Here is a 26,785-nt window from a genome sequence, read left to right as displayed (position 1 = left end):
TGGCGTCGGTATCTACGCGTATGGTATCATATCCAACTGTTATCGAAGCGCGCGGACAACGAACGACGAAATTGGGTGAGAAGCTTGGCCTGGCTCTCGCGGCTCATGCCGGACGAGTACGTGGCGTCCATCTACGAGATTGATCTCGACGCCCTTTGGCGGCGGGGGATTCGCCTGATTTTGACGGATCTCGACAACACGCTGGTGCCGTGGAATCACCCCGACGTGCCGTCCGAACTCACCGCGTGGTTGCGCGGCGTGCATGCGCGGGGCTTTCACGTGTGCATCATCTCAAACAATGGCGAGGATCGCGTCGAATCGTTTGCCAAACTGTGCGGCGTGCCGGCGGTCTCGGCGGCTGGCAAGCCCAAATCGCGCGGGTTTTTGGAGGCGCTCCGCCGCTTCCATATGCCGCCGGAGGCCACTGCGATGGTGGGCGATCAGCTTTTCACGGATATCCAGGGCGCGAAGCGGCTTGGACTGTACGCCATTCTGGTGCTTCCACAGAATCCGGTGGAGTGGTGGGGCACCAAGATTTCGCGCATGGCCGAGCGGCTGGTCTTGAGGCGGTTGGAACGGCGAGGGCTCCGGCGCCCCGAGCCCGCCGCGGACAGGAGGCGTTTGGATGACTGACACCCGAGTGTGTGTGGGATGTGGGGCACCGCTTCAATCGACGGACGAGCGGATGCCAGGCTACGTGCCGGAGAGCCACCAGGAGCGGGATGACGTGCTCTGCCGGCGCTGTTTTCGCATGCGCCACTACGGCGACTTCACGCCCATTTCCGTGGACGAAGAGACGTATCAGCGCCAGATCTCGGCCATCTTCGATCGCCCCGGGCTCGTGCTGTACGTCGTGGACGTGTTCGATCTCGCCGGCAGCCTCATCCCGAGCGCGCGGCGGTTCGTCGCGTCGAGCGACGTGATCGTCGTCGTGAACAAGGTGGATCTTCTGCCGGCCGATGTGGGCTACGAGGCGCTGGCGGACTGGATCCGTGGCGAGGTGCGCGCGACGGGCGTGGAGCCGCTCGATGTGGTGTTCATCAGCGCCGAGAAGCGCCGTGGCGTCGACCGGCTCGTGGATCGCGTCGCGAGGGAGACCAAGCGGCCGGTGTACGTGATGGGCATGGCCAATGTGGGCAAGTCGACGCTTCTCAACGCGATGGTCGAGCGGCTGTCGGAGCGGAAGCAGCCATTCACCGTGTCGCGCAGGCCGGGGACCACGCTCGCCATGTCGCGACTCGAAATTGAAGGACCGTACGGCCGCGTCGAACTGTTTGACACGCCGGGTCTCATGTACACGTCGCGCGTCATCGAGCGGCTGTGCGGCGACTGTTTGAAGTGGGTGGTGCCGCGATCGCGCGTGCGCCCGCGCGTGTACCAGTTGAACCCCGGGCAAGCGCTGTTTCTCGGCGGCCTGGTGCGCCTCGAGACGTTGGGGGGCGAGCGCCAGGGCATCGTGCTCTATGTCTCGAACGAGCTGCCGGTGCATCGGACCAAGCGGGAACGGGCGGATTCGTTTTTTGCGGATCACCGCTACGACATCCTGAAGGTCCCGTGCGAAGCGTGCGCGGACGCGTTTGCGGATCGGCGCTCCTGGCTCGTGGCGGCGCCGCCGCGGCGCGACGCCGATTTCTCTTTGGGCAAACGGGGCGGGGACATCGTTCTGCCGGGGCTCGGCTGGATTGCGTGGGCGGGGCGCAGGACGCTGGTGCGGATTGAGGCGCCTGCGTGGCTGTCTCTTTCCATGCGGCCGAGGCTCGTCGGCGTGCTCGCCCACCGTGCGCACAATCCGCAAGGCGGGGGGGATGCGCCGTGAGGCTGTTTGGCGTGATCGGCAAGCCGGTCATGCATTCGCTGTCGCCGACCATGATGAACGCTGCGTTTCAGGCGCAGGGTGTGGACGCGGTGTACCTGCCCTTTCAGGTGGAGCCGGGGGATCTCGTCGATGCGCTGCGCGGCCTGCGCGCCATCGGCGCGGTGGGGATCAACGTGACCATTCCCCACAAGCTCGGCGTGTACGACTGGGTGGAGGCGCGCACCGAGGAGGCCGAGATGGCCCGGGCGGTCAACGTGGTTCGCTTCACCCCGACGGGAGCGGTGGGGCACAACACGGATGTGAGCGGATGGTGGGCGTCCGTGGCGCCGTTTTTGGGCGAGGGCTCGCTTAAGGCGGCCATTCTTGGCGCGGGTGGCAGTGTGCAAGCCATCCTCACGGCGCTCGCCAAGGAACGGCCGGGGAGCGAGGTTTCGGTCTGCTGTCGCAGGCCCGAGCAAGCCGAGGCGCTCGCGCAGCTGTACGGCGAGTGGCTTTCCGTTCGGCACGTGGCCTGGCCGGATCGGCACGAGGCCATCGCGCGGGCTGATTTGGTGGTCCAGTGCACGCCTATCGGCATGTGGCCGCGGGTCGAGGAATCGCCAGTTGAATCGCCGGAATGTTTTCAGCCGCATCAGGTGGTGCAGGACATCGTCTATCGGCCGCTGCACACGCTCTTTCTTCGCCAGGCGCAGGCGCGCGGGGCGAAGGTTGCGGATGGCGCCTCGATGCTCATCTGGCAGGGCGTGAAGGCGTACGAGTGGTGGCTCGATCGCGAGGCGCCCGTCGATGTTATGCAGCGCGCGGTCTACGAGGCCCTCGAGCGGGAAGAGGCGAACGGCCATGGGTGAAGAGACCGTATGGTATACTGAGGCAAACGGCGAACGGACATCGGCGGCGGCGCCGGGGCGCATTCTGCTGTTCGGCGGCACGTTCGATCCGCCGCACGTCGGCCATTTGACCATGGCTCAGATTGCCTACGAGCAGGTGGGCGCCGACGAGGTGTGGTGGATGCCGGCCGCGAAGCCGCCACACAAGGCAGAGATCGACGTGGACACCTTCGCGTGGCGGTTTCGCATGGTGGAGGCGCTGATTGGAGCGAGGCGGCACATGCGCGTCACGGATGTCGAGAATCGCCTGCCGAAGCCGTCGTACACCGTCGACACCCTGCGCGCCCTCATCTCCTGGTATCCGGAGGTCGAGTTTCTCTTTCTCCTCGGCGCAGACAGCCTGCAACACCTTCCGGAGTGGCACGGCGCGGAGGAACTCTGCGAGATGGTGCGCTTTGTCGTCGCGCGCCGACCGGGGTACGACTTCGACACCGCCGCGGCCAGCGCCCGCGCGCGCCTCCCCCACATTCGGATGGACGTGATCGACATGCCCATGCTCGACGTGTCGTCCACGTGGGTGCGAGATCGGCTGGACCGGCGTCTCGACGTGTGTGGCCTTGTGCCGGATCCGGTGCTCGAGATCTGGCGCCAGGGGCCGGAAGGAGGCATGGGATCGGGATGGAGCGGGGGAACGTCATCCATCATCTTCGGCAGCGCCTCGCCGAGTCGCTGACGCCTGCGCGCTACAAGCATGTGCTCGGCGTCGTGGAGACTTCCGTGGCGCTCGCTCGGCGATTTGGGGCGCCTGTGCTCGACGCGGAGCTCGCCGCCTGGCTCCACGATCTCGCGCGAGAATGGCCTCAGGACCGGCTTCTCGCCCACGCACGCGATCGAAAGCTGGACGTGCCAGCAGCTTGGCTCGAGGCGCCCATCCTGTTGCACGGTCCGGTTGCCGCGGACGTCGCGCGCGTAGAATACGGTGTGGAGGATGCCGACGTGCTGAACGCGGTGTATTACCACACCACCGGCAGGCCCGGCATGGGCGAGCTTGAAATGGTGCTGTTTGTGGCAGATGCCATCGAACCGTCGCGCGACTACCCCGGTGTGGATGACATCCGCTTGCTCGCCGAAAAAGATCTCAAGGCGGCCGCCTTGGCGAGCCTCGAATCCACGCTCAGGTACGCGCTCGATCGCGGCTTCGCCATCGATCTCACGACCGTGAACGCGCGAAACGAGTTGTTGAACGAAGTGCGCCGGAAGGCGCGACATTCGCTCTAATCGAGGAGGCATGTGCATGAATCCAAACGTCGAGCAAATCGCTCGCCGGGCTGCGACGGCCTGCTTGGACAAGAAGGCCACCGACGTCGTGGTGATGAACGTCCAGGAACTGACGCCCGTGGCGGACTACTTCGTGATTTGTTCCGCGAGTTCGCGCCCGCAGGTGGAGGCGGTGACCCGGGCGGTGCGGGACGATCTCGCCGAACTCGGCGTCACCTGCCGCGGCGTCGAGGGACTGGATGAGGCGCGCTGGGTCTTGCTCGACTTTGGCGATGTGGTGGTGCACGTGTTTCGGCCTGAGGAGCGGGAGTTTTATCACCTCGAGCGCCTGTGGGGCGACGCCGAGTGGATTCCCATCGAGGCCAACTGACCATGGCGTACGAAGATCTCGCTGCGTTTTACGACGAGTTGATGGGCGATGCGCTCTACGACGCGTGGCAACAAGCGCTCGCCCCACACCTGTTTTCCGCTCGCGTGGCGATGGATCTCGGCTGCGGCACGGGCAGGATGGCCGCCTGGCTCGCGGAGCGCGCCGAGCGCGTCTACGCCGTCGACCGATCGCCGGAGATGCTGGCCGTCGCGTTTGACGCCTGGGGCCACCTGGCGAACGTGCGCTGGCTGGAATCGGATCTGTGCGATCTCGCCCTTCCCGAGGCCGCCGATTTCGCCCTCGCTTCGACCGACGTGTTGAATTACCTCTTGACGGCAGACGAGGTGGAACGCGCGCTCCAGCGCGTTCGGGCGTGCATGCGCCCCGGAGGCAAGTGGGCGCTCGATACCCTCGGCCCGCGCCGGATACAACAGCTTCGCGACGGCGCATGGCACGACGTGCGCGATCATCTCGTCATCGTGCACGAGACCGAGGTCGAGGGAGAACGAATTGTCCATCGCGTGTGCGGATTTGCCGGGATCGACGGAGAAGGAACGCTCTATCGCCGGTTTGACGAGGAGCACGTGCAGCGGTACTGGGATCCGGCAGCGCTCCACGACCTTTTCGGCCGGACAGGGTGGGACGTTGCGGAGGTCCAGGGGGATTTCGGAGCGTGCCCGGTGGACCAGGCGGATCGCGTTGTATGGCTGCTCAGACGGCGGTGACGGTCCACCACCTTCGATGGCTCACGTGGATGACCGCTCGCTTGACTGCTCTCGAAACGACAGGAACGAAGTTAGTACGTCCGGATGGGCCTGCAGGAACAGCACCAGCGACTGAAGGGCTTCGAGCGTCGCGGGACTGACGTGATGTTCGATGCCCTCGACATCCTTCTGCAGCGTGTCTTCCTGGACGCCGAGCATGCGCAGGAAATCCGCCAGCATGGCGTGACGCTCCTTCATCAGCCGCCCCATCTTATGCCCTCTTGCCGTGAGCACAATCCCCCGGTACTTCTCGTAACTCACGTACTCGTTTTCGTCGAGCTTCTGAAGCATCTTCGTGACGGAACTTGGCTGCACGGCCAGGGAGTTGGCGATGTCTGAGACGCGCGCATATCCCTTCTCGTGAATGAGTTCGTAAATCTTCTCCAGGTAGTCTTCCATGCTGGGCGTCAGCACCGCGTTCAACCTCCCCATACCGTTGCATCGATTGTACACGACCCCGGAAAGGCTCGGCAACGCCTCTTCTCAGGCAAGATATTCAATGCCCGCTCGTTATTCCACTGGCGTCTCCAAAGTCATGAGGAATTGATTGTATCGCAAACAGGTGTTCGCCAACCTAACCTCGAATCTGTGGGGCATCGATGTCTGCAGGGAGGGATGAAGGTGGAGAGCTCCGTGCGCGAGTGGAGAGATACATCCGGTGCGGCACAGGCTCCGTGGCGAGAGGCGCCGCATTTCGACGATGCGGGATGGGAAGATGCGTTTGCAGGAGATTGGAACCCGTCGACAGGCGCAAGCGAGGCGATGGACGCCCGGGTGCAAGGGGGGCGCGAAACGTTCTTCACGCGACTTCGCTCCTTCGTGCGCTATCTGCGCATTGTTCTGCTCATCGGGGTGGCGGCGGGGGCGGCGTGGATCGGATCTCGGCACGTGGCGGTGGACAACGCTGTGCCGCCCACATCTTCACCGACATCTGAAGCCACAAGCGATGCGGCCCAAGCGGCGGGCGCGAACGCCGACAACGGGGCAACAGTGCAGGTGGACGTTCACGGCGACGTTCGCCATCCTGGCCTTGTCACCTTGCAGGAGGGCGCGCGCGTGCGCGACGCCATTCGCGCCGCGGGCGGCTTCCGGCGCGACGGCGATGCGGCGGACGTGAATCAGGCGGCGCTGGTCTGGGATGGCGAGGAGATTGACATTCCCGCAGCCACCTCGGAGAACACCGCGCCTGAGACTCAGGCCAGCGGGCAGATGGGAACTGTGGCATGGACAGCTGGGAATCCCTCAGAGGGCGTTGCCAGCAGGGCATCGAGCGGCGGAATGAGCGCGTCGCAGAGCGGTGGGGCGAGCCGTGCGCGGAAGCACGCCGTCCCTGCAGGGCAAAAGATCAACATCAACACAGCTGACCTGGAGACGCTCGAGACATTGCCTGGCGTGGGACCCAAGCGCGCCGCCGCCATCATCGCGTATCGTCAAGCGCATGGCCCGTTTTCTGATCTCGACAGTCTCCGCCATGTAAAGGGGATTGGCGAGAAGACCTTGGCAAAGTGGCAAGACCTCATCGTGTTTGTGCCACCGGGAAATGCATCCACCGCGGGCCATCCTGGTCCGTGAGCCGGACTCGCCTGCACGCGTGCGCCATCATCGCGTTTCTCGCCAGCGAGTGGTCAAGATACGTATGGGGATGGCGCGCCGCGGGCACCGCCGCCGCGGTTGCGATGGCGTTGGCGCTTGTCGGTTTCGTGTGGTGCCGGGACCGGCGTTTGCTTCTGGTTGTCGCCGCGAGTCTCGCGACCGGCGTGGTCGCGGGTTCCGTCTGGGCCGCGTGGCGGCCCGCACATCCGGCCGTGCCCCCGGGCGCGAGGGACGTGATCGCAGGGGAAGTGCAGAGCGTCAAGGAGACGCACGGCCGCAAAGAGATCATGCTGGCAGTGCGCGGCGAGGGAGAGGACGCGCACCCGTGTCACTATGAGGCACTCGTGTTCGTCGAACGCGGACCGCATGTCGACGCTGGGCAGTGGGTGGAGGCGGACGGCACGTTCGTCGCCTCGAACCGAGTTCCAACGGCGATGGACATCCTGTCGCCTCTGGAGCTCTTCGACGGGCGGGTGCGGGTGCTTCATCGCGCGGCGAGCGTGGGCGAGCGCGTGACATCTTTCATGGCATCGGGCATGGAGGATGGTGCGCAGGAAGAAAACCGCGAGTTCGTTCAGCTTGCTCTGTCCATGATCTTCGGCGACGCACAGGGCAATTTGCCACAGAACGTGTCAGCAGATTTCTTGGCGGCTGGTGTGACGCATCTGCTCGTCGCCAGTGGATCCAATGTCGGATTCGCGCTTGATATGGCGGCGATTCCGTGGCATCACCTGTTTGGCCGCGCACGTATGCGCAAAAAGCGATTGGCGTACGGGGCCTATGCCCTCGGCGTGATCTGGGGGTTCGCGCTGATATGTGGTTTTCAGCTTGCCGTGCTTCGCGCCGCTTGCGGCGCCACATACTCCGTCGCGGCGGGAATGTGCGGCCGCCGGGTCAGTGGCTACACGGTGTTATGGTCTTCGGCTGGGATGGCGGGCGTGTTGGATCCGGCTGATCTCCTGACGCCCAGCATGCTTCTGTCGTTTTACGCGGCGTTTGCGGTCTGTGAGGCAGATTCGCTGTGGCGGCGAACCACGGCGGATCGCGCTGAGAGATCAAATGACAGGCGTACTTTCTCAGCGAGTGCGGTTCGCCGAGTGGGCGCGTCGCTCGTCCGGGCGTTTCTCGTCACCGCCGTCGTCGACGCCTACATGGTGCCTGTGTTGTGGTGGATGTTTCGGCAGTGGACGCCCTACGGGGCGCTTTCCACCGCCATTCTCGAGCCAACCATTGAGCTATTGATGCCGCTCATCGTCCTGTGGGGGCTCACGGCTGGTGTGGCGCACGCGTTGCCATGGCCTCCCATCGCGTGGTGCGCGCAAGTTTTGAGTCGCCTCGGCTGCGCCTCGATGTTCGCCGTCGTGTGGTTTGTCCATCGCGTGGCCTCTTGGCATGGCAGCTTACGCTCGCTCGCCCCTGCCTCGTTCGCCAGTGCATGCGCCCTCGTGTTCGCGCTGGTCGCTGTTGCACATGTTCGGATGCCGAGGAGGCACGGATGAGTGGACTTCAACCGCCATTGTGCTATGATTGTGCGATGGAAGTGTTCGGTCCGGCGAGGCGAGATCGGACATGAAAAGAAAGACGAAGCAAACTGGGAACTGGAGAGGACGCACATGAGCAAAATTGTGATTGCTGGCGCGGGCTATGCGGGCATGATGGCGGCGGCCTACCTGGACAGGCAAGGGATCCCGTTCACGCTCGTCAACAACCATGATTACCACTACCTCACCATTCTTCTTCACGAGGTGGCCGGCGGGCGGGACGTCGGCGACAAGTACAAGATTCCCATCAAGGAAGTGCTGAGGAACGAGTCGTCGGAGCTCGTTGTGGCGAGCGTCACCGGGATTGACCGCGAGCGGCACGTCCTGAAGACGACCGAGGGCGAGATTGGGTACGATTACCTCATCTATGCGCTGGGATGGGTCTCGGAGTATTTCGGGATCAAGGGCCTTAAGGAGTACAGCTTGAGCATCACCAATCTCGATTCCGCGGTGGAGATCCGCCGCCACATCGATGACCAGTTCAGGCTCTACAAGCAGGACGGCGACGAGCGCCATCTGCGCATTGCGCTCGGCGGTGCAGGGCTTACGGGCATCGAGTTGATGGGAGAACTGTTGGAGTATCTTCCGAAGCTCTGCGGCGAGTTGGACATCCCGTGGGAGAAGGTCGACGTCCAGTGCATCGAGGCGATGCCGACCATTCTGCCGATGGTCGCGGAGCATCTGCGGCCATACGTTGCGCAAACCATCACGAAGCGCGGTGGCAAACTCCGCACGAACGCCAAGATCAACGAAGTCACGGAGGGCGTCATTCACCTCGACGGCGGAGAGAAGGTCGAGGCGGGCACCATCGTGTGGACCGGAGGTGTGCGCGCCAATCCGCTTTTGAGCGAATCCGGGTTCACGGTGGACCGCCGCGGCCGCGCCAAGGTGAACGCCTACCTGCAGTCCGTGGACGATGAGCAGATCTTCATCGCTGGGGACAGCGCTTGGGCAGAAGACGAAAACGGCAGGCCTTATCCGCCGACCGCGCAGAACGCGGAACAGATGGGGCCGCTTGCGGCGAAGAATATCCTGCTACGCGAGCGGCGCCGCGAGATGGAGCCGTTCAAACCGCGCGACTGGGGTACGCTCTGCTCGCTCGGCTCGGAGGTCGGTGTCGGCAGCTTCCTCGGCGTGCCCATCAAGGGTGTCATGGGCGCCTTGGCGAAGGAAGGAAGCAAGGCCAAGTACCTGTGGGAATTGGGTGGCCTGCGGCTTGCCGGAAGTCACGCGAAGGAAGTCGTCCGCATCTGAATTACAGCGCCCTGTCGCGCCTCTCGGATCGGGTATACTCGATTCGGGAGGCGTATTTCGTTTTGGACGTTTTCGAGGCTATTGATCACCTGACGCAGGCCGGTCCGGCTTCGGTCTATCTCCTGTACGGGAGCGAGATCGGGCTTTTTGACTGGTTTTGCGACGAGCTGGCGCGAAATCAACCTGATGGCCCATCTGTTCTCCGCTTCGACTACCAGGAGGACGGGTTCGAGCCCGCTGAGCTTGAACTTTGCTCCTTTTCACTGCTGGGAGACAAGCCCCTCGTGTATGTTCGCAATGCCACAGCGTTTACTCCAGACGGGCGATCCGGCCCGGACGCGGAGCGTCTGGCTGCGTACCTGGAACAGCCGGTTGCGGGTCGAACGCTGGTGCTTTCTGTTCCAGCCGATAAGCTGGACGAGCGCCGCCGCGTCACCAAGTTGGCCAAGCGCCACGCAGTCATCGCGTGCCCTGTGCCCAGCCGCGATCGCGACGCGATGTTGAGGCTCGAGCGCCTGGCGCGATCGAAGGGGGTCGTGATCGCCAAGGACGCGCTGGCGGAGCTGTGGCGGCGAACGAAGTCGCTGACACGCTCGATGAACGAGTTCGCCAAGCTCCAGGCGTACGCTGGCGAGAACCCGATTGCGCGCGATCACGTCCTGGAGCTCGTGCCTGTGCAGGCCGAGGACAGCGTGTTCGCATGGATCGATTGGGCCGTGCAGGGCCACGTTGGCTCAGTCTTTGAGGGACTGGAAGGGCTTGCGCGCCAAGGGTATGACCCGTTCGCGCTCATCGCCCTTTTGGCGCGTCAGGTTCGGCTGATGGCCTTCGCCAGAGGCGCCACCAACCTGGAGCAGCGGGCCAAGGAGCTCGGTGTGCATCCGTATGCCCTTCGCACGGCAGCTCGCCAGGCGACGCGGTTTTCGGAGCGGAACCTGGCCAAGCTCGTGCGCGTGCTGGCGGACGCGGAGTGGGACGTCAAGCGCGGACGGCTGGCGCCGGAAGTGGCCTTGAACCTCGCGCTCATGGAACTCGCGTGCGCTGCGAGTACGACGGCGCACAACCGGGCACAGTAGCCAAAAGACCTGCGCGCACGTCGGGAGGTGATGTGGTTGAGCGACAGAGGTGTGCCCACGGTGAACGTGATTGGCCCGGATGGCAAACTCCATCAAGTGCCACGGACGGCTCCCGAAAAGCCATCCGCCGCGAAACTCGTGGCGGATCGGCTGGGAGTGTCCTATGCCGATGAGGGTGGAAATGGGAATCTGACGGCCAAGGAGGCTGGGGAGATAGGAGGACAACTGGGCGGTCCCATGGTGGCCAAGCTGGTGGCGCTGGCCAAGCGCGATCTCGCCCATGGCCACGTGGAACGGCTGATGCAAAAACAAAAAGCGACTCCCGAGAGTCGCCTTTGAGGAGAGCGCTCGCAGTTACGCCTGCTGCGCCTGCTTTTCATTCAGCAACGCGTTCAGCCGCTTTGCGAGGCGGGACTTTTTACGCGCAGCGGTGTTGCGATGGATGACGCCCTTCGTCACCGCTTTGTCCAAAGCGCGGAGCGCCGTGCGGAGCCGAGCCTGCGCTTCCTCCACGTCCTGCGCCGCGAACGCCGTTTCGAACTTCCGGATATGCGTGCGCAGCGCCGACTTGATGGTGCGGTTGCGCAGCGTGTTGCGCTTCGTAATCAACACCCGCTTTTTCGCGGATTTGATGTTGGCCATGATGTCACCTCGCTTCGTACAACTCGCCGACGCATCGGCATGGAAACCGGGCCGGGCGGCAATCTACAGACGACATAGAGTGTAACACATCCTGGGGGACGACCGCAACACATGGGGAGGGCGACCAATGATCATTTCATGGAGTAAGGCGCGGAAGGTGCGACTGAAGCCGTGCCACTTGCCGATCTCGCGATCGTCGCCTCGCACGGACCTCGCCGTGGAGGCGCGAGAGCTGGCGCTTCGGGAAGGCCAGATCCGCGGCGTGGAAGAGGAGCGGGAAGAGCACGAGGGCGTCGTGATCACGCGAGTTCGCGTCTCCTCCCAGGTCGCGGCGAGGCGACTCGGCAAGCGGAAGGGCACGTACATCACCATTGAGGCGCCCGGGATGCGCCGCCGCGACTTCGATCTCGAGGACAGGCTCACGCGCATCCTGGCCGACGAATTGAAGCGCCTTCTCCCCGAGCGGGCCGAGACCGCGCTTGTCATCGGCCTGGGGAACGAGCACGTCACGGCGGACGCGTTAGGCCCCATGGTGGTGAACCGGCTGTTTGTCACGCGCCACCTTTTCACGTACATGCCGGAGGTGCTCGGCGGCGGCGAAGGCTACCGCTCCATCGCGGCTCTTGCACCCGGGGTGCTCGGGCTGACCGGCATCGAGACGAGCGAAGTGGTGCTCGGCGTGGTGGAGCGCGTCAGGCCCGATGTGGTCGTGGCGGTGGACGCTTTGGCGGCGAGATCGCTCGAGCGCCTGCACCGGACGATTCAGCTCTCCGACGTGGGGATTCAGCCGGGCGCCGGTGTGGGCAATCAGCGGAAATCCATCGACAAAGAGACGCTGGGCGTGCCCGTCATCGCCATCGGCGTGCCGACCGTGGTGGACGCGGCGACCATCGCGAGCGACGCCATCGAGCTCGTGTTCCGTGAGCTCGGCCGGCAGGTGCCGGGCAATGCCGCCAACCGCCTGCTGGATCAGCTGACGGGGCCGGAGAAGTGGCAATTGGTGCGGGAAGTGCTGGAGCCGGTCGAGCAGAATCTCGTGGTGGCGCCGAAGGAAGTCGATGAATTCATGGAAAACGTCGCTTATCTCATCGCCAAGAGTATGAACGTGGCATTGCATCCGGCGATGACGTTGGAGGATGCCGACCTGGTGACGCACTGACGTCACAGGCCGGCCTTCGCGAGGACGTCGCGCACGTAGGCCTGGGTCTCGGGGTACGGAGGCACACCGCCGTACGCGTCCACCGCGCCCGGGCCCGCGTTGTATGCGGCGAGGGCCAGTGTCACGTTGCCCTGATACCGCGTCAAAAGGTCCGAGAGATAATGGGCGCCCGCGTCGATGTTCTCGGCGGGATTGTACGGCTGAGTGGCGCCGTAGGCCGCCGCCGTGGCGGGCATGAGCTGCATCAAGCCCATCGCGCCCGCGGCCGAAGTGGCATTCGGGTTGCCCCCTGACTCCTGCTCCATGACGGCTTGGAGCAACGTCGTCGGCAGGCCGTATTTGTCCGCCGCCTGGCGAATGACGGCTTCGAGCGCGTCGTTCTGCTCGCCTTCGGCAGGAGAAGGAGGAAGTGCCGTCACCCAGCTGGGCCACGCGTTGTCGTCGGGTGCCGTGTTTGACGTGGCCGTCGCCTCCGGTTCCGCTGCCTGAGGGGCGGACGCGCCTGGTCCTTCGGCATCCAGCGCGTCGGCATATAAGGCGAGCGCAGCTGCGAACGACTGCGCTGCGTCGGGCGGGCCATCTGGACCTGGGCTCGGCGCGGATGCGTACGCGACGCCGTTCGCGGACATGGGCCACACCACCAAGTCTCCGCTCAAGGAAGAACGCCTCCTTTCCACGCAGTTCCGGTTCGATACAGCACGTTCAAGCATTCGCCGTTCGACCCCTTGGCTCCTGCCTCTCTCACGTCTCTATCCCAGTCATAAGTTTGGACAAATGGGCGTAGGCTGTTAGAGGACAAAGACTCTACGCGAAGGAAGGAAGCGCAGATGAAGACGACATGGCAGCACGCGCGCCGACGGCTCAAGCAGGGATTGGCCGTCGCCATCTTCCTGACCCTACTTCTCGGCGCGAGTGGCACCGTATTCAGCGTCGTGTCCTCGTTCATGAGCCACCTCGGCACGGGAGCGCCAACGGTACAGGCGACGAGCGGACAAACGCCAGCGACGCAGACGGACGGACTGAGCAGCCAATCGGAACCAGGTAGTGTGCCGTCGCCCGACGTCGGTTCTCCGCAGGCTCCCGCCATCGAGTATTCGAATCCTGTGCCTTCGACGGTGGTAGCGGGCAACGGACCGTCGCCCGACCCTGAGGATGCCGCGAACAGCGCGCTCGCGGCCGCGATGGACACCGGCGGTGTGTACGTCGGGGAAAAGGTGAGCCATGTGTTCGGCTCGGTGCTGAAGAGCGTGCTCAATGCGCTGTTTCTCAATACGAATTGACCGGAGGTCGCGATGCAATCGCTGCGCGAAAGGCGCCTTCGCGGCGCGTTGGAACTGGAACTGTTCTCGGTCGGCTGGATCACCTGCGAAGCCGTGTTTTCCGCCATCGCGGCGTATCGAGCGGGCAGCTTGGCACTGTCCGCGTTCAGCGTGGACAGCGCCATCGAATTGGTGAGCGGCATGCTGCTCGTGGTCCGACTGTACGTGGAAATCCACACGGGCCAGAGCGTGGATCGCCGACATCCCGTGGAGCGGTGGACCAGTGGTTTTGTCGCGGTGTGTCTATTCGCCCTGGCTGCATATGTGGCCGTGAAATCCGGCCAGGCGATTCGCTTGCAGGAAGGTCCCTCCATCACCGTGCTCGGCCTGGCCGTGGCCATGGCCTCGAGCGTCATCACGCCATGGCTCGCGGTGGAGAAGCTCCGCTATGGTCAGCTTCTCGACAGCCCGGCTCTGTGCGGGGATGCCATGTGTTCCTTCACCTGCGGGTACATGTCGTGGACGTTGCTCGCGGGGGTGGCCATGAACGACCTGTTCCACTGGTGGTGGGTGGATCCGCTCGCCGCCTGCGGCATCTTGTACTTTGTCGTGAAGGAAGGCTGGGAGTCGGCGGGTGCCTTCGTCTCGGGGGAGGGGCACACGCATTCGCACTCCCACTGATCCGCCCGTATGGCGCCAGCGTGGCGAGCTCCCTCAGCCCGTGCTATACTGATCCATATGATATCGGCAGGCCGCGCACCGGGCGCGGTTTCTTTTGTGCACGGAGGCCTGCATCGTGCGGACGGGCGCGCGGTGCGCCGAGGAGGATGAACGTGGCAAAGGGCGAACGTCAGGAGCATATCCGCAACTTCTCCATCATCGCACATATCGATCACGGCAAATCCACGTTGGCGGATCGCATTCTGGAGTTCACGGGTGCGGTGAGCCAGCGCGAGATGCAGGATCAGTTGCTCGACCAGCTGGACCTCGAGCGGGAACGCGGGATCACCATCAAACTGCAGGCCGTCAGGCTGAATTACCGCACAAAGGACGGGCAGGAGTTCGTCCTGAACCTGATTGACACGCCGGGCCACGTCGACTTCACGTACGAAGTTTCTCGCTCGCTTGCGGCGTGCGAGGGAGCGCTGCTCGTCGTGGACGCGTCGCAAGGCGTGGAGGCGCAGACGCTCGCGAACGTGTACCTCGCAATCGACAACAACCTGGAGATCATCCCGGTCATCAACAAGATCGATCTGCCGAGTGCCGACCCGGAGCGGGTGAAGCAGCAGATTGAGGACGTGATTGGCCTCGACGCGTCGGACGCGGTCCTCGCCTCGGCGAAGTCGGGCATTGGCATCGAGGAAGTGCTCGAGCGGGTGGTCACCCGTGTGCCGGCACCTTCGGGCGATCCCGACGCGCCCTTGAAGGCGCTCATCTTCGACTCGCATTACGATTCGTACCGCGGCGTGATCGTGTACATCCGCGTGTTCGACGGCGCCATCGAGAAGGGCATGCGGATCAAGATGATGTCGACGGACAAGGAGTTCGAGGTCGACGAGGTGGGCGTGTTCCGCCCGAAGATGACCCCGGTGGATCGGCTTGAGGCGGGCGAAGTCGGGTATTTTGCAGCGAGCATCAAGAACGTGCGCGACACGCGCGTCGGCGACACGGTCACCGACGCTTTGCGCCCGGCCGCCGAGCCGCTGCCCGGTTACCGCAAGATCAACCCCATGGTGTTCTGCGGCTTGTATCCGGTGGACTCCTCGGATTACGAGGATTTGCGCGAGGCGCTCGAGAAGCTGGAGTTGAACGACGCGGCGTTGACGTACGAGCCCGAGACGTCAAGTGCGCTTGGGTTCGGCTTTCGCTGCGGCTTTCTCGGCATGTTGCACATGGAAATCGTGCAGGAGCGGCTGGAGCGCGAGTACGGACTCACGCTCATCACGACCGCGCCGAGCGTGGTGTATCACGTGTACCGCACGGACGGCACGATGGAGGAGATTGATAACCCCAGCAAGATGCCGAATCCGGATCGGATTGAGCGAATCGAGGAGCCGTTCGTGCGCGCCACCATCTTCGCGCCGAAGGAGTACGTGGGCAATATCATGGAGCTGTGCCAGGAGAAGCGGGGCCAATTCCAGGACATGCAGTATCTCGACGACACGCGCACGACCATCGTGTACGATCTGCCGCTGGCCGAGATCGTCTACGACTTCTTCGACCGGTTGAAATCGTCCACCAAGGGGTATGCGTCGCTCGACTATGAGTTCATCGGATATCGGCCGTCGAACCTCGTCAAGCTCGATATCCTTCTCAACGGGGAAGTGGTCGATGCGCTGTCCTTCATCGTGCACAAGGACAAGGCGTATGAGCGCGGCCGGATCGTGTGCGAGAAACTGAAGGACATCATCCCGCGCCAGCTGTTCGAGGTGCCGATTCAGGCGGCCATCGGCAGCCGCATCATCGCGCGCGAGACGATTCGCGCCATGCGAAAGAACGTGCTCGCCAAGTGTTACGGCGGCGATATCACGCGCAAGCGGAAGCTCCTGGAGAAACAGAAGGAAGGCAAGAAGCGGATGAAGCAGGTCGGGCGCGTCGAGGTGCCTCAGGAGGCGTTCATGGCCGTGCTGAAGATGGAGTGATGTCTGTGGAAGATCGGGAGGAGCGCCGAGCGCCTCAATCCCTGTATGTGCACATTCCGTTTTGCAAGAGCCGTTGCTTCTATTGTGATTTCACGACCTTCGTGAAGTCGCCGGCCGCCATGGAGGCGTACGTCGACGCGCTCGTGGCGGAGTGGGACCTGATGGAACCCATGGAGGCCCCGCTCGCCACAGCGTACTTCGGCGGCGGTACCCCGACATTGCTCTCCGCTTCGCTCCTCGATCGTTTGTTGACCGCCCTGCATCGGCGCTTCGAGTTCCGCGCCGATGCCGAAATCACTTTCGAATCGAATCCAGACTCCATCACCCGGGAAAAGCTCCGCGTGCTGCGCGATCACGGCGTCAATCGCATCTCGTTCGGCGCGCAGGCGTTCCAGGACCATCTGCTGCAGACCATCGGCCGCGCACATCTCCGCGACGCGATCGACGAAGCCGTCTGGGCCACGCGCGATCTCGGCTTTCAGCACGTGAACGTGGATCTGATGTTCGGCCTGCCGGATCAGGCGCTCCACGACGTGGAGGAAAGCGTCCAAGCGGTGCTTCGCCTTCCGGTCGATCACGTCTCCGCGTATTGGCTCAAGATTGAGCCGGGCACGCCGTTCGCCAAATGGAACGAGATGGGACTGCTCAGCTTGCCTGGGGAAGACGCGGAAGCCGAGATGTACCACTTGGTGCGCGACACGCTGTGTCAAGCGGGATTTGTCCACTATGAGATCTCCAACTTTGCGCGGCCTGGCGGAGAGGCTCGTCATAATCTCGTGTACTGGCGGAACGAACCGTACGAGGCGACCGGAGTCGGCGCTCACGGCTACGTCCGGGGCGAACGGTTCGCCATGGAGCGTCGCTACTCCGCCTATCTTGCGGCCGTGCGTGAGGGGCGACGGCCCGTGTCCGAGCGGCAGCGGGTGCCCATCGAGGAGCGCGCGGAGGATCAGGTGATCCTTGGCCTGCGTCTGGCCGAGGGCGTGGACAGGCACCGATTCGAGCGTCGCTTTGGGCGGCGCATCGAGGAGGTGTTCCCTGGCGTGGTGGAGCGACTTTTGGCCGATGGCTTGCTGGAGCGTCGAGGCTCGGCATACCACATCCCGGATGTCTATTGGCCCGTGGCGAACGCCATCTTTGAGCAGTGGATTGGGACGGCCGACATCCATTGACAAGGAGCAACGGGATTGATATTGTCAAGGAGAGCGGTTTAGCACTCGAGCGCCTGGAGTGCTAACAAGGAGGCGAGACCGTGTTGACGCCCCGACAGCAACTGATTTTGTCCGCGATCATCGAGGACTACGTCCGGATGGCGGAACCCATTGGCTCGCGGGCACTCGCCAAACACGAGGAGATTCAGTTCAGCCCAGCCACCATCCGCAATGAGATGGCGGATCTGGAGGAGATGGGCTATTTAACTCAGCCGCACGCCTCGGCCGGACGCGTTCCATCGCAGAAGGGCTATCGGTTCTACGTCGACAACCTGTTGCGCCTGGGACAGATGGATCGCGAGACGGGCGAGTTCTTGAAGTCTGTGTTCGCCAAGCGCATTGACGAGGTGGAGCAGGTCGCCCGCGAGGTGGCGAACATGCTCTCCATGCTGACCAAGCAGACGGTCATCGTGCTTGGGCCGAAGACAGACACCGAAAAGTTGCGCAAGATTGAGCTCATTCCCTTGGGCGGCGGACGCGCCATTGCCATTCTTGTCACGAACTCTGGGCATGTGGAGACCGTGCACGTGCGGTTCTCGTCCGAGATGGAGGCCGACGATGTCGAGACGCTCGTTCGCGTGCTGAACGACAAGGTGGTCGGCGTGCCCATCTCCGAGCTTCGGCGCACGCTGTACGCCGAATTGGCTGGCGAACTGCATCGGACCGTGGCGCGGTTCGAGGACGCCATCGCCGTCCTGAACGAGGTGTGTCATGTGCCGCAGCGCGAGGAAGCCGTCTATATCGGCGGCGCTTCCAACATGCTGGCACAGCCGGAGTTTCACGACGTCGGCAAGGCCCAGTCCATCCTCAGCCTGTTGGAGCAAAACGAGTTTATCGCCAACTGGTTCCCAAAGGCGGAGGACGGGATTGAGGTGCGCATCGGCGCCGAAAACGCGGTGATGGAGCTCAAGGACTGCACGGTCATTGCTGCCACGTACCGTTTGGGCGGTGTTCCGGTGGGCCATATTGGAATCCTGGGCCCCACGCGCATGGATTACAATCGCGTCATGCAAATTCTCTCGTTCACCTCGCAGGCGCTCACGGAATTTTTGACTCGGTTCGCGTCGAGTGGGTGATGAAGTGGAGAAAGGATGTTGTCCGTGGCGGAAGATGTGGTAAAGGATCCAAACGAGGAAGAGGCAGAGGCGAAGTCGGCGGAGAACGCCGAAGACGAGGCTCGCTCCTCGGAGGTCGATCCGGCCGAGATGGCGGAGGAGGATCTGTCGTACGAGGCTGGTAAATCATCCGGCGACGAAGGTCCATCCGCTTCGGGCCCCGATCCCCGCGACACGCAGATTGAGGAGTTGACGCAGCAGCTTCTGCGCACGCGAGCGGATTTCGACAATTTTCGTCGGCGCACGCGCCAGGAGCGCGAGGAACTGGTCCAGTTTGCGACCAAGAAGCTTCTCGCCGACTTGCTGCCCGTCCTCGACAACTTTGATCGCGCGCTTCAGGCGCTTGAGGGCGTGGATGAGCCGCAGATGAAGCAGGGGATCGAGATGGTCCATCGCCAGCTGACCCAAGTCATGCATCAGTACGGTGTGACCGAGATGGAGGCGGCTGGCGCGCCGTTCGATCCGTCGCAGCACGAGGCGGTCATGCAAGAACAGGTCGAAGGCCAGGAGCCGGGACGCGTGATCGAGGTGCTGCAAAAGGGATATCTCTTGCACGGCAAGGTGCTGCGCCCGGCCATGGTGAAGGTCAGCGTCTGAGCTGCGCAAAACGGCGTATGAACACAAACGAAATACGGCCAAAACCGTCCATCATCTGGGGAGGGACGCGAAGTGGGGAAAGTCATCGGCATTGACCTCGGTACCACCAACTCTTGTGTCGCGGTGTTGGAAGGCGGCGAACCCGTCGTCATTCCGAACGCTGAAGGCAACCGCACCACGCCATCCGTCGTGGCGTTCACGAAGGATGGAGAGCGCCTCGTCGGCGACGTCGCGAAGCGCCAGGCCATTACGAATCCGGACAGGACCATCATCTCCATCAAGCGCCACATGGGCACGGACCACAAGGTGGCCATCGACGGCAAGTCGTACACGCCGCCCGAGATCTCCGCGATGATTTTGCAGAAGTTGAAGGCGGACGCGGAGGCTTTTCTTGGCGAGCCGGTCACGCAGGCGGTCATCACGGTGCCGGCCTATTTTAGCGACAGCCAGCGCCAGGCGACGCGTGACGCAGGCCGGATCGCAGGGCTTGAGGTGCTCCGCATCATCAACGAGCCGACGGCGGCCGCGCTCGCGTACGGGTTGGACAAGGGAGAAGACCAGACCATTCTCGTGTTCGACCTCGGTGGCGGCACGTTCGACGTGTCCATCCTGGAACTCGGCGATGGCGTGTTCGAAGTGAAGGCTACGAGCGGCAATAACCACCTCGGCGGCGACGACTTCGACAACCGCATCATTCAGCACCTGATCGACCTCTTCAAGAAGGACACGGGCATCGATCTGTCCAACGACCGGATGGCCATGCAGCGCCTGAAGGATGCGGCGGAAAAGGCGAAGAAGGAACTGTCGTCGACCTTGACGACCACCATCTCGCTTCCATTCATCTCAGCGGACGCGACCGGACCGAAGCACCTCGAAGTCAATCTCACGCGGGCGAAGTTCGAGGAGTTGACGGCCGATCTCGTCGAGGCGACCATGGGGCCGACCCGCCAGGCGCTTCAGGACGCGGGACTCACGCCGGCTGACATTGACAAGGTCATTCTGGTCGGCGGCTCGACGCGCATTCCAGCCGTTCAGGAGGCGGTCAAGCGCCTTATTGGCAAGGAGCCGTCGAAGGGCGTCAACCCGGACGAGGTTGTCGCCATCGGCGCCGCCATCCAGGCTGGCGTGTTGACGGGAGAAGTCAAGGACATTGTGCTGCTCGATGTGACGCCGCTGTCGCTTGGCATCGAGACGATGGGCGGCGTGTTCACGCGGATCATCCCGCGAAACACGACCATTCCGACGTCCAAAAGCCAGGTTTTCACAACGGCGGCTGACAACCAGACGTCTGTCGAGATTCACGTGTTGCAGGGCGAGCGCGAGATGGCAGCGGGCAACAAGACGCTTGGCCGCTTCACGTTGAACGATATCCCGCCCGCTCCGCGCGGCGTGCCGCAGATCGAGGTCACCTTCGACATCGACGCAAACGGCATCGTACATGTGTCGGCGAAGGATCTCGCGACTGGCAAGTCGCAGCGCATCACCATCACAGCTTCGAGCGGCCTGTCCAAGGACGAGGTCGAGCGGATGATGCAGGAAGCGCAGATGTACGCCGAAGAGGACAAGAAGCGCCGCGAACAGGTGGAGTTACGCAACCAAGCGGATCAACTCCTCTATCAGACTGACAAACTGCTGCGCGATCTCGGCGACAAAGTGGACGCGTCCCTCAAGAGCGAGGCTGAATCGAAGCAGAAGGAACTGCGCGACGCGATGGCCGGATCGGACGCCGAGGCCATCAAGGCGAAGTCTGAAGCGCTGCAGGAGACGTTGCACAAGCTGTCGACGAAGCTGTACGAGCAAGCCGCGCAGGCGGCGAGCGCGGGGCAACAAGCCGGGGCTGCCGATGCTGCCACTGGAACCACGGGTCAGGCGTCTGACACGGTGGTGGACGCGGACTTCCGGGAAGTGGACCCGGACAAGAAGTGATCGAAGCGCATAGAATGGGATGAATGGTGGATCAGGCAGGGTGATGCGCGTGACGTCGCCCTGCCCTCGTTGTAAGATGGTGTGGAGTGACGGTGGTCGTTTGGAGGGATACCGGTGAGCAAGCGAGATTACTACGAGGTTCTCGGTGTCAGCCGGTCCGCCACGCAGGAAGAGATCAAGAAAGCGTATCGGAAGCTCGCGCGCCAGTATCACCCCGATGTCAACAAGGACGACCCGAATGCGCAGCAGAAGTTCGCCGAGATCGCAGAGGCGTACGGTGTGCTTTCGGATCCGGATAAGCGAGCGCGCTATGACCAGTTTGGCCATGAAGATCCCGCGCAAGGCTTCGGCGGGTTTCAGGGTCAGGCCGGGGGTCCTGGGGCTGGGTTTGGCGATTTCGACCTGGGCGGTTTTGGCGACATCTTCGATATGTTTTTTGGCGGAGGCACGCGGAGGGGGCCCGTGCGGGGGCACGACCTCGAGTACGAGATGGAGATCACGTTTGAGGAGGCGGCCTTCGGGGCGAATCGCGAGATCCAGGTGCCTCGGACTGAGACGTGCTCGACGTGCGGAGGATCCGGCGCAAGGCCTGGCAGCAAGCCGCGCGTCTGTCAGGCGTGTAACGGCACGGGTGAACAGCAGACGGTCACGAACACGCCGTTCGGCCGCATGATCAACCGGCGTCCTTGTCCGGTGTGTCACGGGCGCGGCCAGATCATCGATCAACCTTGTCCGGATTGTCGCGGTCAGGGCAGGCGGCGGGTGCGGCGGAGCGTCGACGTCAAAGTCCCTCCGGGTGTCGACACCGGGACGCGTCTGCGCATGGCGGGCTACGGCGAGCCGAGCCCGAACGGGGGGCCGCCAGGGGATTTGTTTGTCGTGATTCACGTCCAACCGCACGAGGTGTTTGAGCGAGAAGGCACGAACATCTACGTCGACGTGCCAATTTCGTTTGTGCAGGCGGCGCTGGGCGACGAAATTGAGGTGCCGACCCTGGAGGGCAAGGTGAAGCTCCGGATTCCGGAGGGAACGCAGACGGGCACGACGTTCCGCCTGCGCGGCAAGGGGATTCCGAAGCTTGGGTCCCCCCTGGTGCGCGGAGACGAGCACATTCGGGTCCACGTGGTCACGCCGACGAATCTGACGGAGCGGCAAAAGGAACTGTTCCGCCAGCTCGCGAAGGAGCTCGGCGAGCAGACGCACGAGCAGCAGCGGACTTTCATGGAGCGCGTGAAGGACGCGTTTCTCGGCTGATGCCATGAAGACTTATCACATATGTCGTGAGGAGGCGTCGCATTGCGTTGGTGGCACGTGCGCGTGCGCGTGACGCACGAAGCGGCGGATGCGCTGGCCGCTGTGCTGGAGAGCTATCCGGACGTGCAGGGCGTGCAGATGGAGGGCATTTCGCCGGCGGAGGTGAGGCCGCCGCGGTTCGGTGAGTGGTTTGACGAGCAGTTGACGCCCACGCAGGACGTGGAGATCTCGGTGTATATTCCAGAGGCGCATGACCGAGGCGAGATCGAGAGCCGGGTGCGAGATGCGGTGCAGCGCGTCCGAGAGGCGGGGCTAAATCCCGGGCCGCAGGCCTCGGACGTTCAGGTGGAATTGGTGGATGAATCCGCCTGGAAGGACGCATGGCGGGAACAGTATCACCCCATTCCCGTTGGGAATTCGCTGGTCATCGCCCCAGTCTGGGCCGAGCCGGCCGATCTCGAGCCGTACCGCCATCGGCGCGTCATCGCCATCGAGCCAGGGATGGCGTTTGGCACGGGGCATCACCAGACGACGCAGATGTGCGCCGAGATCTTGGCCGAGGTGGTCCGCCCTGGGATGCGCGTGGTGGATGTCGGGACGGGCACCGGCGTGCTCGCCATCGCTGCGGCGCTCGTCGGCGCCGAGCGTGTGGTGGCCATCGACCTCGATCCCGTCGCTGTATCGGCCGCAAGAGACAACGCGCGCAAGAACGGGCTCGGGGATCGCGTCGATGTGCGCGAAGGAGACCTTTTGGCCGCGCTCCGTCCGGAAGAGACGTTTGATCTCGCCGTGGCCAACATTCTGCGCGACGTCGTGATCGCGCTCGTTCCGCAGGTCCGCCCGCGCCTCGTTTCGGGCGGATTCCTGTTGACGTCGGGCTACATCGAATCGCAGCGCGAGCAGGTGGAGCAGGCGCTCGCGGATCACGGGTTTTCGGTGGTGCGCAGGGCGCATCAGGACGACTGGGTGAGCGTCTTGGCGGTGAAGCGCTGATGTTGCCGCGCCTTTTTTTGGACGCCCAGGTGGATGAAGGGTCTCGCATGTGGGTGAGCGGGGAAGACGGGCATCACTTCTCGCGCGTCCTGCGCGCCAGGCCCGGCGAGGACCTCGTCGTGTGTGCTGCCAACGGGCCGTTTTGGGCCGAGATCGCAGAGGTGCGATCCGGCGAGGTCTGCGTGCACTTGCGCGAGCGCGCGCCTTCGAATGAACCCCGGCAGCGGTTTGTCCTGGTGCAGGGGCTGGCCAAAGGCGAGAAGATGGATGTCATCCTGCAGAAGTGTACGGAAATCGGCGCCTGGGGATTTGTCGTGTTTGAGGCCGAGCGTTCGGTGGTTAAGCTCTCGGGCCCCAAGGTGGATCAGAAGCTCGCGCGCTGGCGCAAGGTCGTGCGCGAGGCGGCGATGCAGGCGCAGCGCGACGTGGTGCCGTTTGTGGTCTTTGCGCCGAACTTCTCCACATCGCTCGCCGTGATCGCGGAACACGAGGTCCATCGCGTCCTGGTGCTCGACGAGGAGGAACGGGAACGCGGCATCCGCTCGGCCATGCGGGCCCACGGGGCTGGAAATCGAACGGCTGTGGTGGTCGGGCCGGAGGGCGGACTTGCCAGCGGCGAGAGGCGGCTTGCGAAGCAGGACGCGCGCTGCCAGACGGTCACGCTCGGTCCGCGCATCCTGCGCACGGAGACCGCGGGCGCGGTGGCGCTCGCGATTGCGCTTGCCGAATCCGGCGACATGGGAGGTTGAGAATGTGCCTACGGTGGCATTTCACACCTTGGGCTGCAAGGTGAACTTCTATGACACCGAGGGGATATGGCAGACGTTCAAGCGGCGCGGCTACACGCAGGTGCCGTTTGACAGCGTGGCGGACGTGTACGTGGTCAACACGTGCACCGTCACGCACACGGGCGATCGCAAGAGTCGGCAGATGATCCGGCGCGCCGTCCGCACGAATTCGGACGCGGTCGTGGTGGTCACGGGCTGCTATGCGCAGATTGCGCCTGACGAGATCGCGCGCATTCAGGGCGTGGACCTGGTTGTGGGCAACGATCAGAAGTCGAAAATTGTCGATCACGTCGAGGCCGTCCTCGCGGAGCGGAAGCCGTATCTGGCGGTCGGCAACATCATGAAGGCGAACGAGTTCGACGAACTCGACGTGCCGTACTTCGAGGAGCGGTCTCGGGCCAACCTCAAGATCCAGGACGGCTGCAACAACTTCTGCACGTTTTGCATCATTCCGCGCGCGCGAGGGCTCATCCGCAGCCGCAAGCCGGAGAACGTCGTGCAGCAGGCCACGAAGCTGGCGCGTGCCGGCTATCGCGAGATCGTGCTGACGGGCATCCACACGGGTGGCTATGGCGAGGACTTTGAGCATTATCGCCTGGCGGATCTGCTGGTCGAGCTCGAGCGCATCGACCTGCCGTTTCGCATCCGGATTAGCTCGATTGAGGCGAGCGAAATCGACCATCGCCTGATGGACGTGCTCGCGGCGTCGAATAAGGTCGTGCCGCACTTGCATATCCCGCTTCAGGCGGGCTCCGATCCGGTGCTTCGGCGGATGCACCGGCATTACACGACCGCCGAGTACGCCGACACGCTCCGGGAGCTTCGCCGCCGTCTGCCCGATCTCGCCGTGACGACGGACGTGATCGTCGGCTTTCCGGGCGAGACGGACGAGCAGTTCGAGGAGACGTACGCGTTTGTGCGCGCGCAGGGGTACGCGCAGCTGCACGTGTTTCCGTACTCCCCGCGGCGGGGCACTGCGGCGTACAAGTTCAAGGATCAGGTGCCGGAGGACGTCAAGCGCGAGCGCGTCGCGCGGATGATCGCGCTCGGAGACGATCTCCGCCAGGCGTACGCCGCATCGTTCGTGGGGCGGGATCTCGAGGTCATCGCGGAGTCGCCGCTCGCCTCGGCGGACGACGAGGCGCGCCGCGCGTACAGCCACCTGCCGGAGGCGTCCCGCATGCTCGTGGGCTACGACGGCCACTACCTTCGCGTGGCGTTCGAGGCGCCCTCGGGCGTGCCGCTGGAGTCGATGGTCGGCGAGGTCATCCGCGTCCGGATGACAGGCGTCGGGCCGGGCGTGCACCGGGCCGTTTTTCTCGAGCAGGTGACGTTCCCCGACGAAGAGCAGGCGCCTGGCGAAGAGCAGGCGATGGAATGGGGGCGGATGACATCGTGACGATGCGCGTGGAGCGGGCAGCTGGGGGCGTCGTGGTGCGCGAGCGAAACGGGGCGCGCGAGGTGCTCCTCATTGACGATCAGTACGGCAAGGTGTCCTTTCCCAAGGGACACCTCGAGCCCGGCGAATCGTGGGAGCAGGCGGCGCTGCGCGAGGTCCAGGAGGAGACGGGGGTCATCGGGCGCATCGCGGGCGACATCGGGCGCGTGGAGTACCTCATCGAGCGCGGTGGCGAGCCGGTGCGCAAGCAGGTGCGGCTCTTTCTCATGGTGGCCGAAGACGGCTCCGAGCCGGTGCACCAGGCCGAGGAAGTGAACGGGGCGTACTTTTTGCCGTGGGACGAGGCGAGGCGGCGCCACGACGAGCGCGGCTACGCGAACTGGCGGTTTGTGTTTCAGAAGGCGGAGGCGCTTCTCGCGTGGCGAGATGGGCGGCTCGAGGAGGCGTGGCGGGCGCTCGGGCCGGACGAGCCTTGGGATGATCTGGTCGCGGCGTGGCGCGAGGCAGAGCCTGCGACTCGGAAACTGGTGGAGGCGTGCCGCGAGGAGTTGGCCGTGACCTTCCCAGAGTTGCCTCTGCCGAAACCACAGAGCCTTCAGCTGCCTCGCGAGGTGACGCAAGCTGCCGTGAGGGCGGCCATCGAGTCGACGCTGCTGAAACCCGAGGCGAGCGAGATCGACGTGCAAAACCTGTGCCTGGAGGCCATCCAACACAACCTTCCGATGGTGTGCATCTCTCCGCGCCACGTGCCTCTGGCGAAGCGGGCGATGGCGGCAAGCGGCGTCCGGGTGTGCACGGTCATTGGCTTTCCGCACGGGACACAGAGCGCGAACGCCATGCGGCAGGAGGCGCTCGAGGCCGTCGCCGCGGGGGCGGACGAGATCGACATGGTAGGGCCCATCGGCGCGCTGGCCGAAGGGGGCGTGTGGACGTATGCGCAGGCGGTGCGGGCGGTGGTCGAGGCCGCGCGGCTCAGGTCTCCCGCCGTTTGGGTCAAGGTGATTCTGGAGACGAGCGCGCTCGGGCCGGACGCCGTGGTCAAGGGCGCCTTGGTGTCGGCGGCGGTGGGCGCCGACTTTGTCAAAACGTCGACCGGGTATCACCGGGCGGGCGCGCGCCCAGCGGACGTCGCGCTTATGGCCATCGCGGTCGCCGGCAGCGCGGGTGTGAAGGCGAGCGGCGGCATTCGCACGAGGGCGGCGGCGCGCAACCTGCTCCGGTTTGGCGCGGACCGGCTCGGCACGTCGTCCGCGCTCAAGTTGCTGGACGAGGCCTGATGCT

General features: G+C 64.0%; 28 protein-coding genes. 25 read left to right on the top strand and 3 right to left on the bottom strand.

Going from position 1 to position 26,785, the window contains the following annotated elements:
* Window positions 1-75 precede the first annotated feature (75 nt).
* From AMA01_RS07440 to AMA01_RS07410, 7 genes are read left to right on the top strand one after another with little or no spacing between them, the layout of a single operon-like run.
* Window positions 76-633: a YqeG family HAD IIIA-type phosphatase gene (locus AMA01_RS07440; protein WP_082744059.1), complete on the top strand. Its 558-nt coding sequence runs from the start codon at window positions 76-78 to the stop codon at window positions 631-633.
* The gene (gene yqeH / locus AMA01_RS07435) at window positions 626-1,816 is read left to right on the top strand and encodes a ribosome biogenesis GTPase YqeH (protein WP_067849564.1); all 1,191 of its coding nucleotides are present in this window, start codon (window positions 626-628) and stop codon (window positions 1,814-1,816) included. The genes AMA01_RS07440 and yqeH overlap by 8 nt, the downstream gene beginning before the upstream one ends.
* Window positions 1,813-2,664, top strand: a complete 852-nt coding sequence (gene aroE, locus AMA01_RS07430; protein WP_067849562.1) for a shikimate dehydrogenase — start codon at window positions 1,813-1,815, stop codon at window positions 2,662-2,664. The genes yqeH and aroE overlap by 4 nt, the downstream gene beginning before the upstream one ends.
* Window positions 2,657-3,376, top strand: a complete 720-nt coding sequence (nadD, locus tag AMA01_RS07425) for a nicotinate (nicotinamide) nucleotide adenylyltransferase (protein WP_067849561.1) — start codon at window positions 2,657-2,659, stop codon at window positions 3,374-3,376. The genes aroE and nadD overlap by 8 nt, the downstream gene beginning before the upstream one ends.
* The gene (yqeK, locus tag AMA01_RS07420; RefSeq protein ID WP_067849559.1) at window positions 3,322-3,921 is read left to right on the top strand and encodes a bis(5'-nucleosyl)-tetraphosphatase (symmetrical) YqeK; all 600 of its coding nucleotides are present in this window, start codon (window positions 3,322-3,324) and stop codon (window positions 3,919-3,921) included. Before nadD ends, yqeK begins: the two co-directional genes overlap by 55 nt.
* 16 nt (window positions 3,922-3,937) lie before the next feature.
* Complete coding sequence (gene rsfS / locus AMA01_RS07415) at window positions 3,938-4,291, top strand: ribosome silencing factor (RefSeq protein ID WP_067849556.1); 354 nt, start codon at window positions 3,938-3,940, stop codon at window positions 4,289-4,291.
* Complete coding sequence (locus tag AMA01_RS07410) at window positions 4,267-5,016, top strand: class I SAM-dependent DNA methyltransferase (RefSeq protein WP_231862866.1); 750 nt, start codon at window positions 4,267-4,269, stop codon at window positions 5,014-5,016. The genes rsfS and AMA01_RS07410 overlap by 25 nt, the downstream gene beginning before the upstream one ends.
* A 21-nt stretch (window positions 5,017-5,037) precedes the next feature.
* Here the strand turns inward: AMA01_RS07410 and mntR are convergent, their stop codons facing one another.
* Window positions 5,038-5,454 carry a transcriptional regulator MntR gene (gene mntR, locus AMA01_RS07405; protein ID WP_067849618.1) on the bottom strand — a complete coding sequence of 139 codons (417 nt, stop codon included), beginning with the start codon at window positions 5,452-5,454 and terminating at the stop codon, window positions 5,038-5,040.
* A gap of 222 nt (window positions 5,455-5,676) precedes the next feature.
* Here mntR and AMA01_RS07400 point away from each other — a divergent pair, with 222 nt between their 5' ends.
* The 5 genes from AMA01_RS07400 (at window position 5,677) to AMA01_RS07380 (ending at window position 10,858) form a co-directional block, all read left to right on the top strand.
* Window positions 5,677-6,627 (top strand): ComEA family DNA-binding protein, encoded by a 951-nt coding sequence (locus AMA01_RS07400; protein WP_231862865.1) that lies wholly within the window; start codon window positions 5,677-5,679, stop codon window positions 6,625-6,627.
* Window positions 6,624-8,147, top strand: coding sequence for a ComEC/Rec2 family competence protein (locus tag AMA01_RS07395; RefSeq protein ID WP_067849550.1), 1,524 nt, complete (start codon window positions 6,624-6,626; stop codon window positions 8,145-8,147). Before AMA01_RS07400 ends, AMA01_RS07395 begins: the two co-directional genes overlap by 4 nt.
* A 114-nt stretch (window positions 8,148-8,261) precedes the next feature.
* Complete coding sequence (locus AMA01_RS07390) at window positions 8,262-9,443, top strand: NAD(P)/FAD-dependent oxidoreductase (RefSeq protein WP_230088123.1); 1,182 nt, start codon at window positions 8,262-8,264, stop codon at window positions 9,441-9,443.
* 62 nt (window positions 9,444-9,505) lie between these two features.
* Window positions 9,506-10,519 (top strand): DNA polymerase III subunit delta, encoded by a 1,014-nt coding sequence (gene holA / locus AMA01_RS07385; protein ID WP_067849546.1) that lies wholly within the window; start codon window positions 9,506-9,508, stop codon window positions 10,517-10,519.
* Between the two features lie 36 nt (window positions 10,520-10,555).
* A complete protein-coding gene (locus AMA01_RS07380; RefSeq protein ID WP_082744057.1) occupies window positions 10,556-10,858 on the top strand; it encodes a small, acid-soluble spore protein, alpha/beta type in 303 nt (100 codons plus the stop codon).
* Between the two features lie 15 nt (window positions 10,859-10,873).
* On the opposite strand, the gene rpsT is transcribed toward AMA01_RS07380, so the two are convergent.
* A complete protein-coding gene (rpsT, locus tag AMA01_RS07375) occupies window positions 10,874-11,161 on the bottom strand; it encodes a 30S ribosomal protein S20 (protein WP_067849542.1) in 288 nt (95 codons plus the stop codon).
* A gap of 127 nt (window positions 11,162-11,288) precedes the next feature.
* On the opposite strand from rpsT, the gene gpr reads away from it, so the two are divergent.
* Window positions 11,289-12,320, top strand: coding sequence for a GPR endopeptidase (gene gpr / locus AMA01_RS07370; RefSeq protein ID WP_067849540.1), 1,032 nt, complete (start codon window positions 11,289-11,291; stop codon window positions 12,318-12,320).
* Between the two features lie 2 nt (window positions 12,321-12,322).
* Here the strand turns inward: gpr and AMA01_RS07365 are convergent, their stop codons facing one another.
* On the bottom strand, window positions 12,323-12,976 hold the full coding sequence (locus AMA01_RS07365) for a lytic transglycosylase domain-containing protein (protein WP_067849538.1): 654 nt from the start codon (window positions 12,974-12,976) through the stop codon (window positions 12,323-12,325).
* A gap of 171 nt (window positions 12,977-13,147) precedes the next feature.
* Here AMA01_RS07365 and AMA01_RS07360 point away from each other — a divergent pair, with 171 nt between their 5' ends.
* From AMA01_RS07360 to deoC, 12 genes are all read left to right on the top strand, one after another.
* The gene (locus tag AMA01_RS07360) at window positions 13,148-13,600 is read left to right on the top strand and encodes a hypothetical protein (RefSeq protein ID WP_067849536.1); all 453 of its coding nucleotides are present in this window, start codon (window positions 13,148-13,150) and stop codon (window positions 13,598-13,600) included.
* 12 nt (window positions 13,601-13,612) lie between these two features.
* On the top strand, window positions 13,613-14,260 hold the full coding sequence (locus tag AMA01_RS07355) for a cation transporter (protein WP_067849534.1): 648 nt from the start codon (window positions 13,613-13,615) through the stop codon (window positions 14,258-14,260).
* Window positions 14,261-14,406: 146 nt separating this feature from the next.
* Window positions 14,407-16,221 (top strand): translation elongation factor 4, encoded by a 1,815-nt coding sequence (gene lepA, locus AMA01_RS07350; RefSeq protein ID WP_067849532.1) that lies wholly within the window; start codon window positions 14,407-14,409, stop codon window positions 16,219-16,221.
* Complete coding sequence (hemW, locus tag AMA01_RS07345) at window positions 16,221-17,393, top strand: radical SAM family heme chaperone HemW (RefSeq protein WP_230088124.1); 1,173 nt, start codon at window positions 16,221-16,223, stop codon at window positions 17,391-17,393. Before lepA ends, hemW begins: the two co-directional genes overlap by 1 nt.
* 80 nt (window positions 17,394-17,473) lie before the next feature.
* Window positions 17,474-18,508, top strand: coding sequence for a heat-inducible transcriptional repressor HrcA (hrcA, locus tag AMA01_RS07340; RefSeq protein ID WP_067849530.1), 1,035 nt, complete (start codon window positions 17,474-17,476; stop codon window positions 18,506-18,508).
* 15 nt (window positions 18,509-18,523) lie between these two features.
* Window positions 18,524-19,144: a nucleotide exchange factor GrpE gene (gene grpE, locus AMA01_RS07335; RefSeq protein WP_067849528.1), complete on the top strand. Its 621-nt coding sequence runs from the start codon at window positions 18,524-18,526 to the stop codon at window positions 19,142-19,144.
* Between the two features lie 72 nt (window positions 19,145-19,216).
* Window positions 19,217-21,070: a molecular chaperone DnaK gene (dnaK, locus tag AMA01_RS07330; RefSeq protein ID WP_067849526.1), complete on the top strand. Its 1,854-nt coding sequence runs from the start codon at window positions 19,217-19,219 to the stop codon at window positions 21,068-21,070.
* 114 nt (window positions 21,071-21,184) lie between these two features.
* Window positions 21,185-22,324, top strand: a complete 1,140-nt coding sequence (gene dnaJ, locus AMA01_RS07325) for a molecular chaperone DnaJ (protein ID WP_067849524.1) — start codon at window positions 21,185-21,187, stop codon at window positions 22,322-22,324.
* Between the two features lie 42 nt (window positions 22,325-22,366).
* On the top strand, window positions 22,367-23,317 hold the full coding sequence (prmA, locus tag AMA01_RS07320; protein ID WP_067849522.1) for a 50S ribosomal protein L11 methyltransferase: 951 nt from the start codon (window positions 22,367-22,369) through the stop codon (window positions 23,315-23,317).
* Window positions 23,317-24,066 carry an RsmE family RNA methyltransferase gene (locus AMA01_RS07315; RefSeq protein WP_067849520.1) on the top strand — a complete coding sequence of 250 codons (750 nt, stop codon included), beginning with the start codon at window positions 23,317-23,319 and terminating at the stop codon, window positions 24,064-24,066. Before prmA ends, AMA01_RS07315 begins: the two co-directional genes overlap by 1 nt.
* 4 nt (window positions 24,067-24,070) lie before the next feature.
* Complete coding sequence (gene mtaB / locus AMA01_RS07310) at window positions 24,071-25,504, top strand: tRNA (N(6)-L-threonylcarbamoyladenosine(37)-C(2))-methylthiotransferase MtaB (protein WP_067849518.1); 1,434 nt, start codon at window positions 24,071-24,073, stop codon at window positions 25,502-25,504.
* The gene (deoC, locus tag AMA01_RS07305; RefSeq protein WP_067849516.1) at window positions 25,483-26,781 is read left to right on the top strand and encodes a deoxyribose-phosphate aldolase; all 1,299 of its coding nucleotides are present in this window, start codon (window positions 25,483-25,485) and stop codon (window positions 26,779-26,781) included. Before mtaB ends, deoC begins: the two co-directional genes overlap by 22 nt.
* The last annotated feature ends 4 nt before the right edge of the window (window positions 26,782-26,785 follow it).

It is taken from the genome of Alicyclobacillus mali NBRC 102425, assembly GCF_001570745.1.
Classification (GTDB): domain Bacteria; phylum Bacillota; class Bacilli; order Alicyclobacillales; family Alicyclobacillaceae; genus Alicyclobacillus; species Alicyclobacillus mali.
This window is presented reverse-complemented; position numbering and strand designations above follow the sequence as displayed.

Excerpts from the sequence above, each read along its gene's own strand:
- yqeH (WP_067849564.1), top strand. The coding sequence starts at position 626 with ATGACTGACACCCGAGTGTGTGTGGGATGTGGGGCACCGCTTCAATCG.
- nadD (WP_067849561.1), top strand. The coding sequence starts at position 2,657 with ATGGGTGAAGAGACCGTATGGTATACTGAGGCAAACGGCGAACGGACA.
- yqeK (WP_067849559.1), top strand. The coding sequence starts at position 3,322 with ATGGAGCGGGGGAACGTCATCCATCATCTTCGGCAGCGCCTCGCCGAG.
- rsfS (WP_067849556.1), top strand. The coding sequence starts at position 3,938 with ATGAATCCAAACGTCGAGCAAATCGCTCGCCGGGCTGCGACGGCCTGC.
- mntR (WP_067849618.1), bottom strand. The coding sequence starts at position 5,454 with ATGGAAGACTACCTGGAGAAGATTTACGAACTCATTCACGAGAAGGGA.
- AMA01_RS07390 (WP_230088123.1), top strand. The coding sequence starts at position 8,262 with ATGAGCAAAATTGTGATTGCTGGCGCGGGCTATGCGGGCATGATGGCG.
- rpsT (WP_067849542.1), bottom strand. The coding sequence starts at position 11,161 with ATGGCCAACATCAAATCCGCGAAAAAGCGGGTGTTGATTACGAAGCGC.
- gpr (WP_067849540.1), top strand. The coding sequence starts at position 11,289 with ATGATCATTTCATGGAGTAAGGCGCGGAAGGTGCGACTGAAGCCGTGC.
- AMA01_RS07360 (WP_067849536.1), top strand. The coding sequence starts at position 13,148 with ATGAAGACGACATGGCAGCACGCGCGCCGACGGCTCAAGCAGGGATTG.
- AMA01_RS07355 (WP_067849534.1), top strand. The coding sequence starts at position 13,613 with ATGCAATCGCTGCGCGAAAGGCGCCTTCGCGGCGCGTTGGAACTGGAA.
- lepA (WP_067849532.1), top strand. The coding sequence starts at position 14,407 with ATGAACGTGGCAAAGGGCGAACGTCAGGAGCATATCCGCAACTTCTCC.
- hemW (WP_230088124.1), top strand. The coding sequence starts at position 16,221 with ATGTCTGTGGAAGATCGGGAGGAGCGCCGAGCGCCTCAATCCCTGTAT.
- grpE (WP_067849528.1), top strand. The coding sequence starts at position 18,524 with ATGTTGTCCGTGGCGGAAGATGTGGTAAAGGATCCAAACGAGGAAGAG.
- AMA01_RS07315 (WP_067849520.1), top strand. The coding sequence starts at position 23,317 with ATGTTGCCGCGCCTTTTTTTGGACGCCCAGGTGGATGAAGGGTCTCGC.
- deoC (WP_067849516.1), top strand. The coding sequence starts at position 25,483 with ATGGGGGCGGATGACATCGTGACGATGCGCGTGGAGCGGGCAGCTGGG.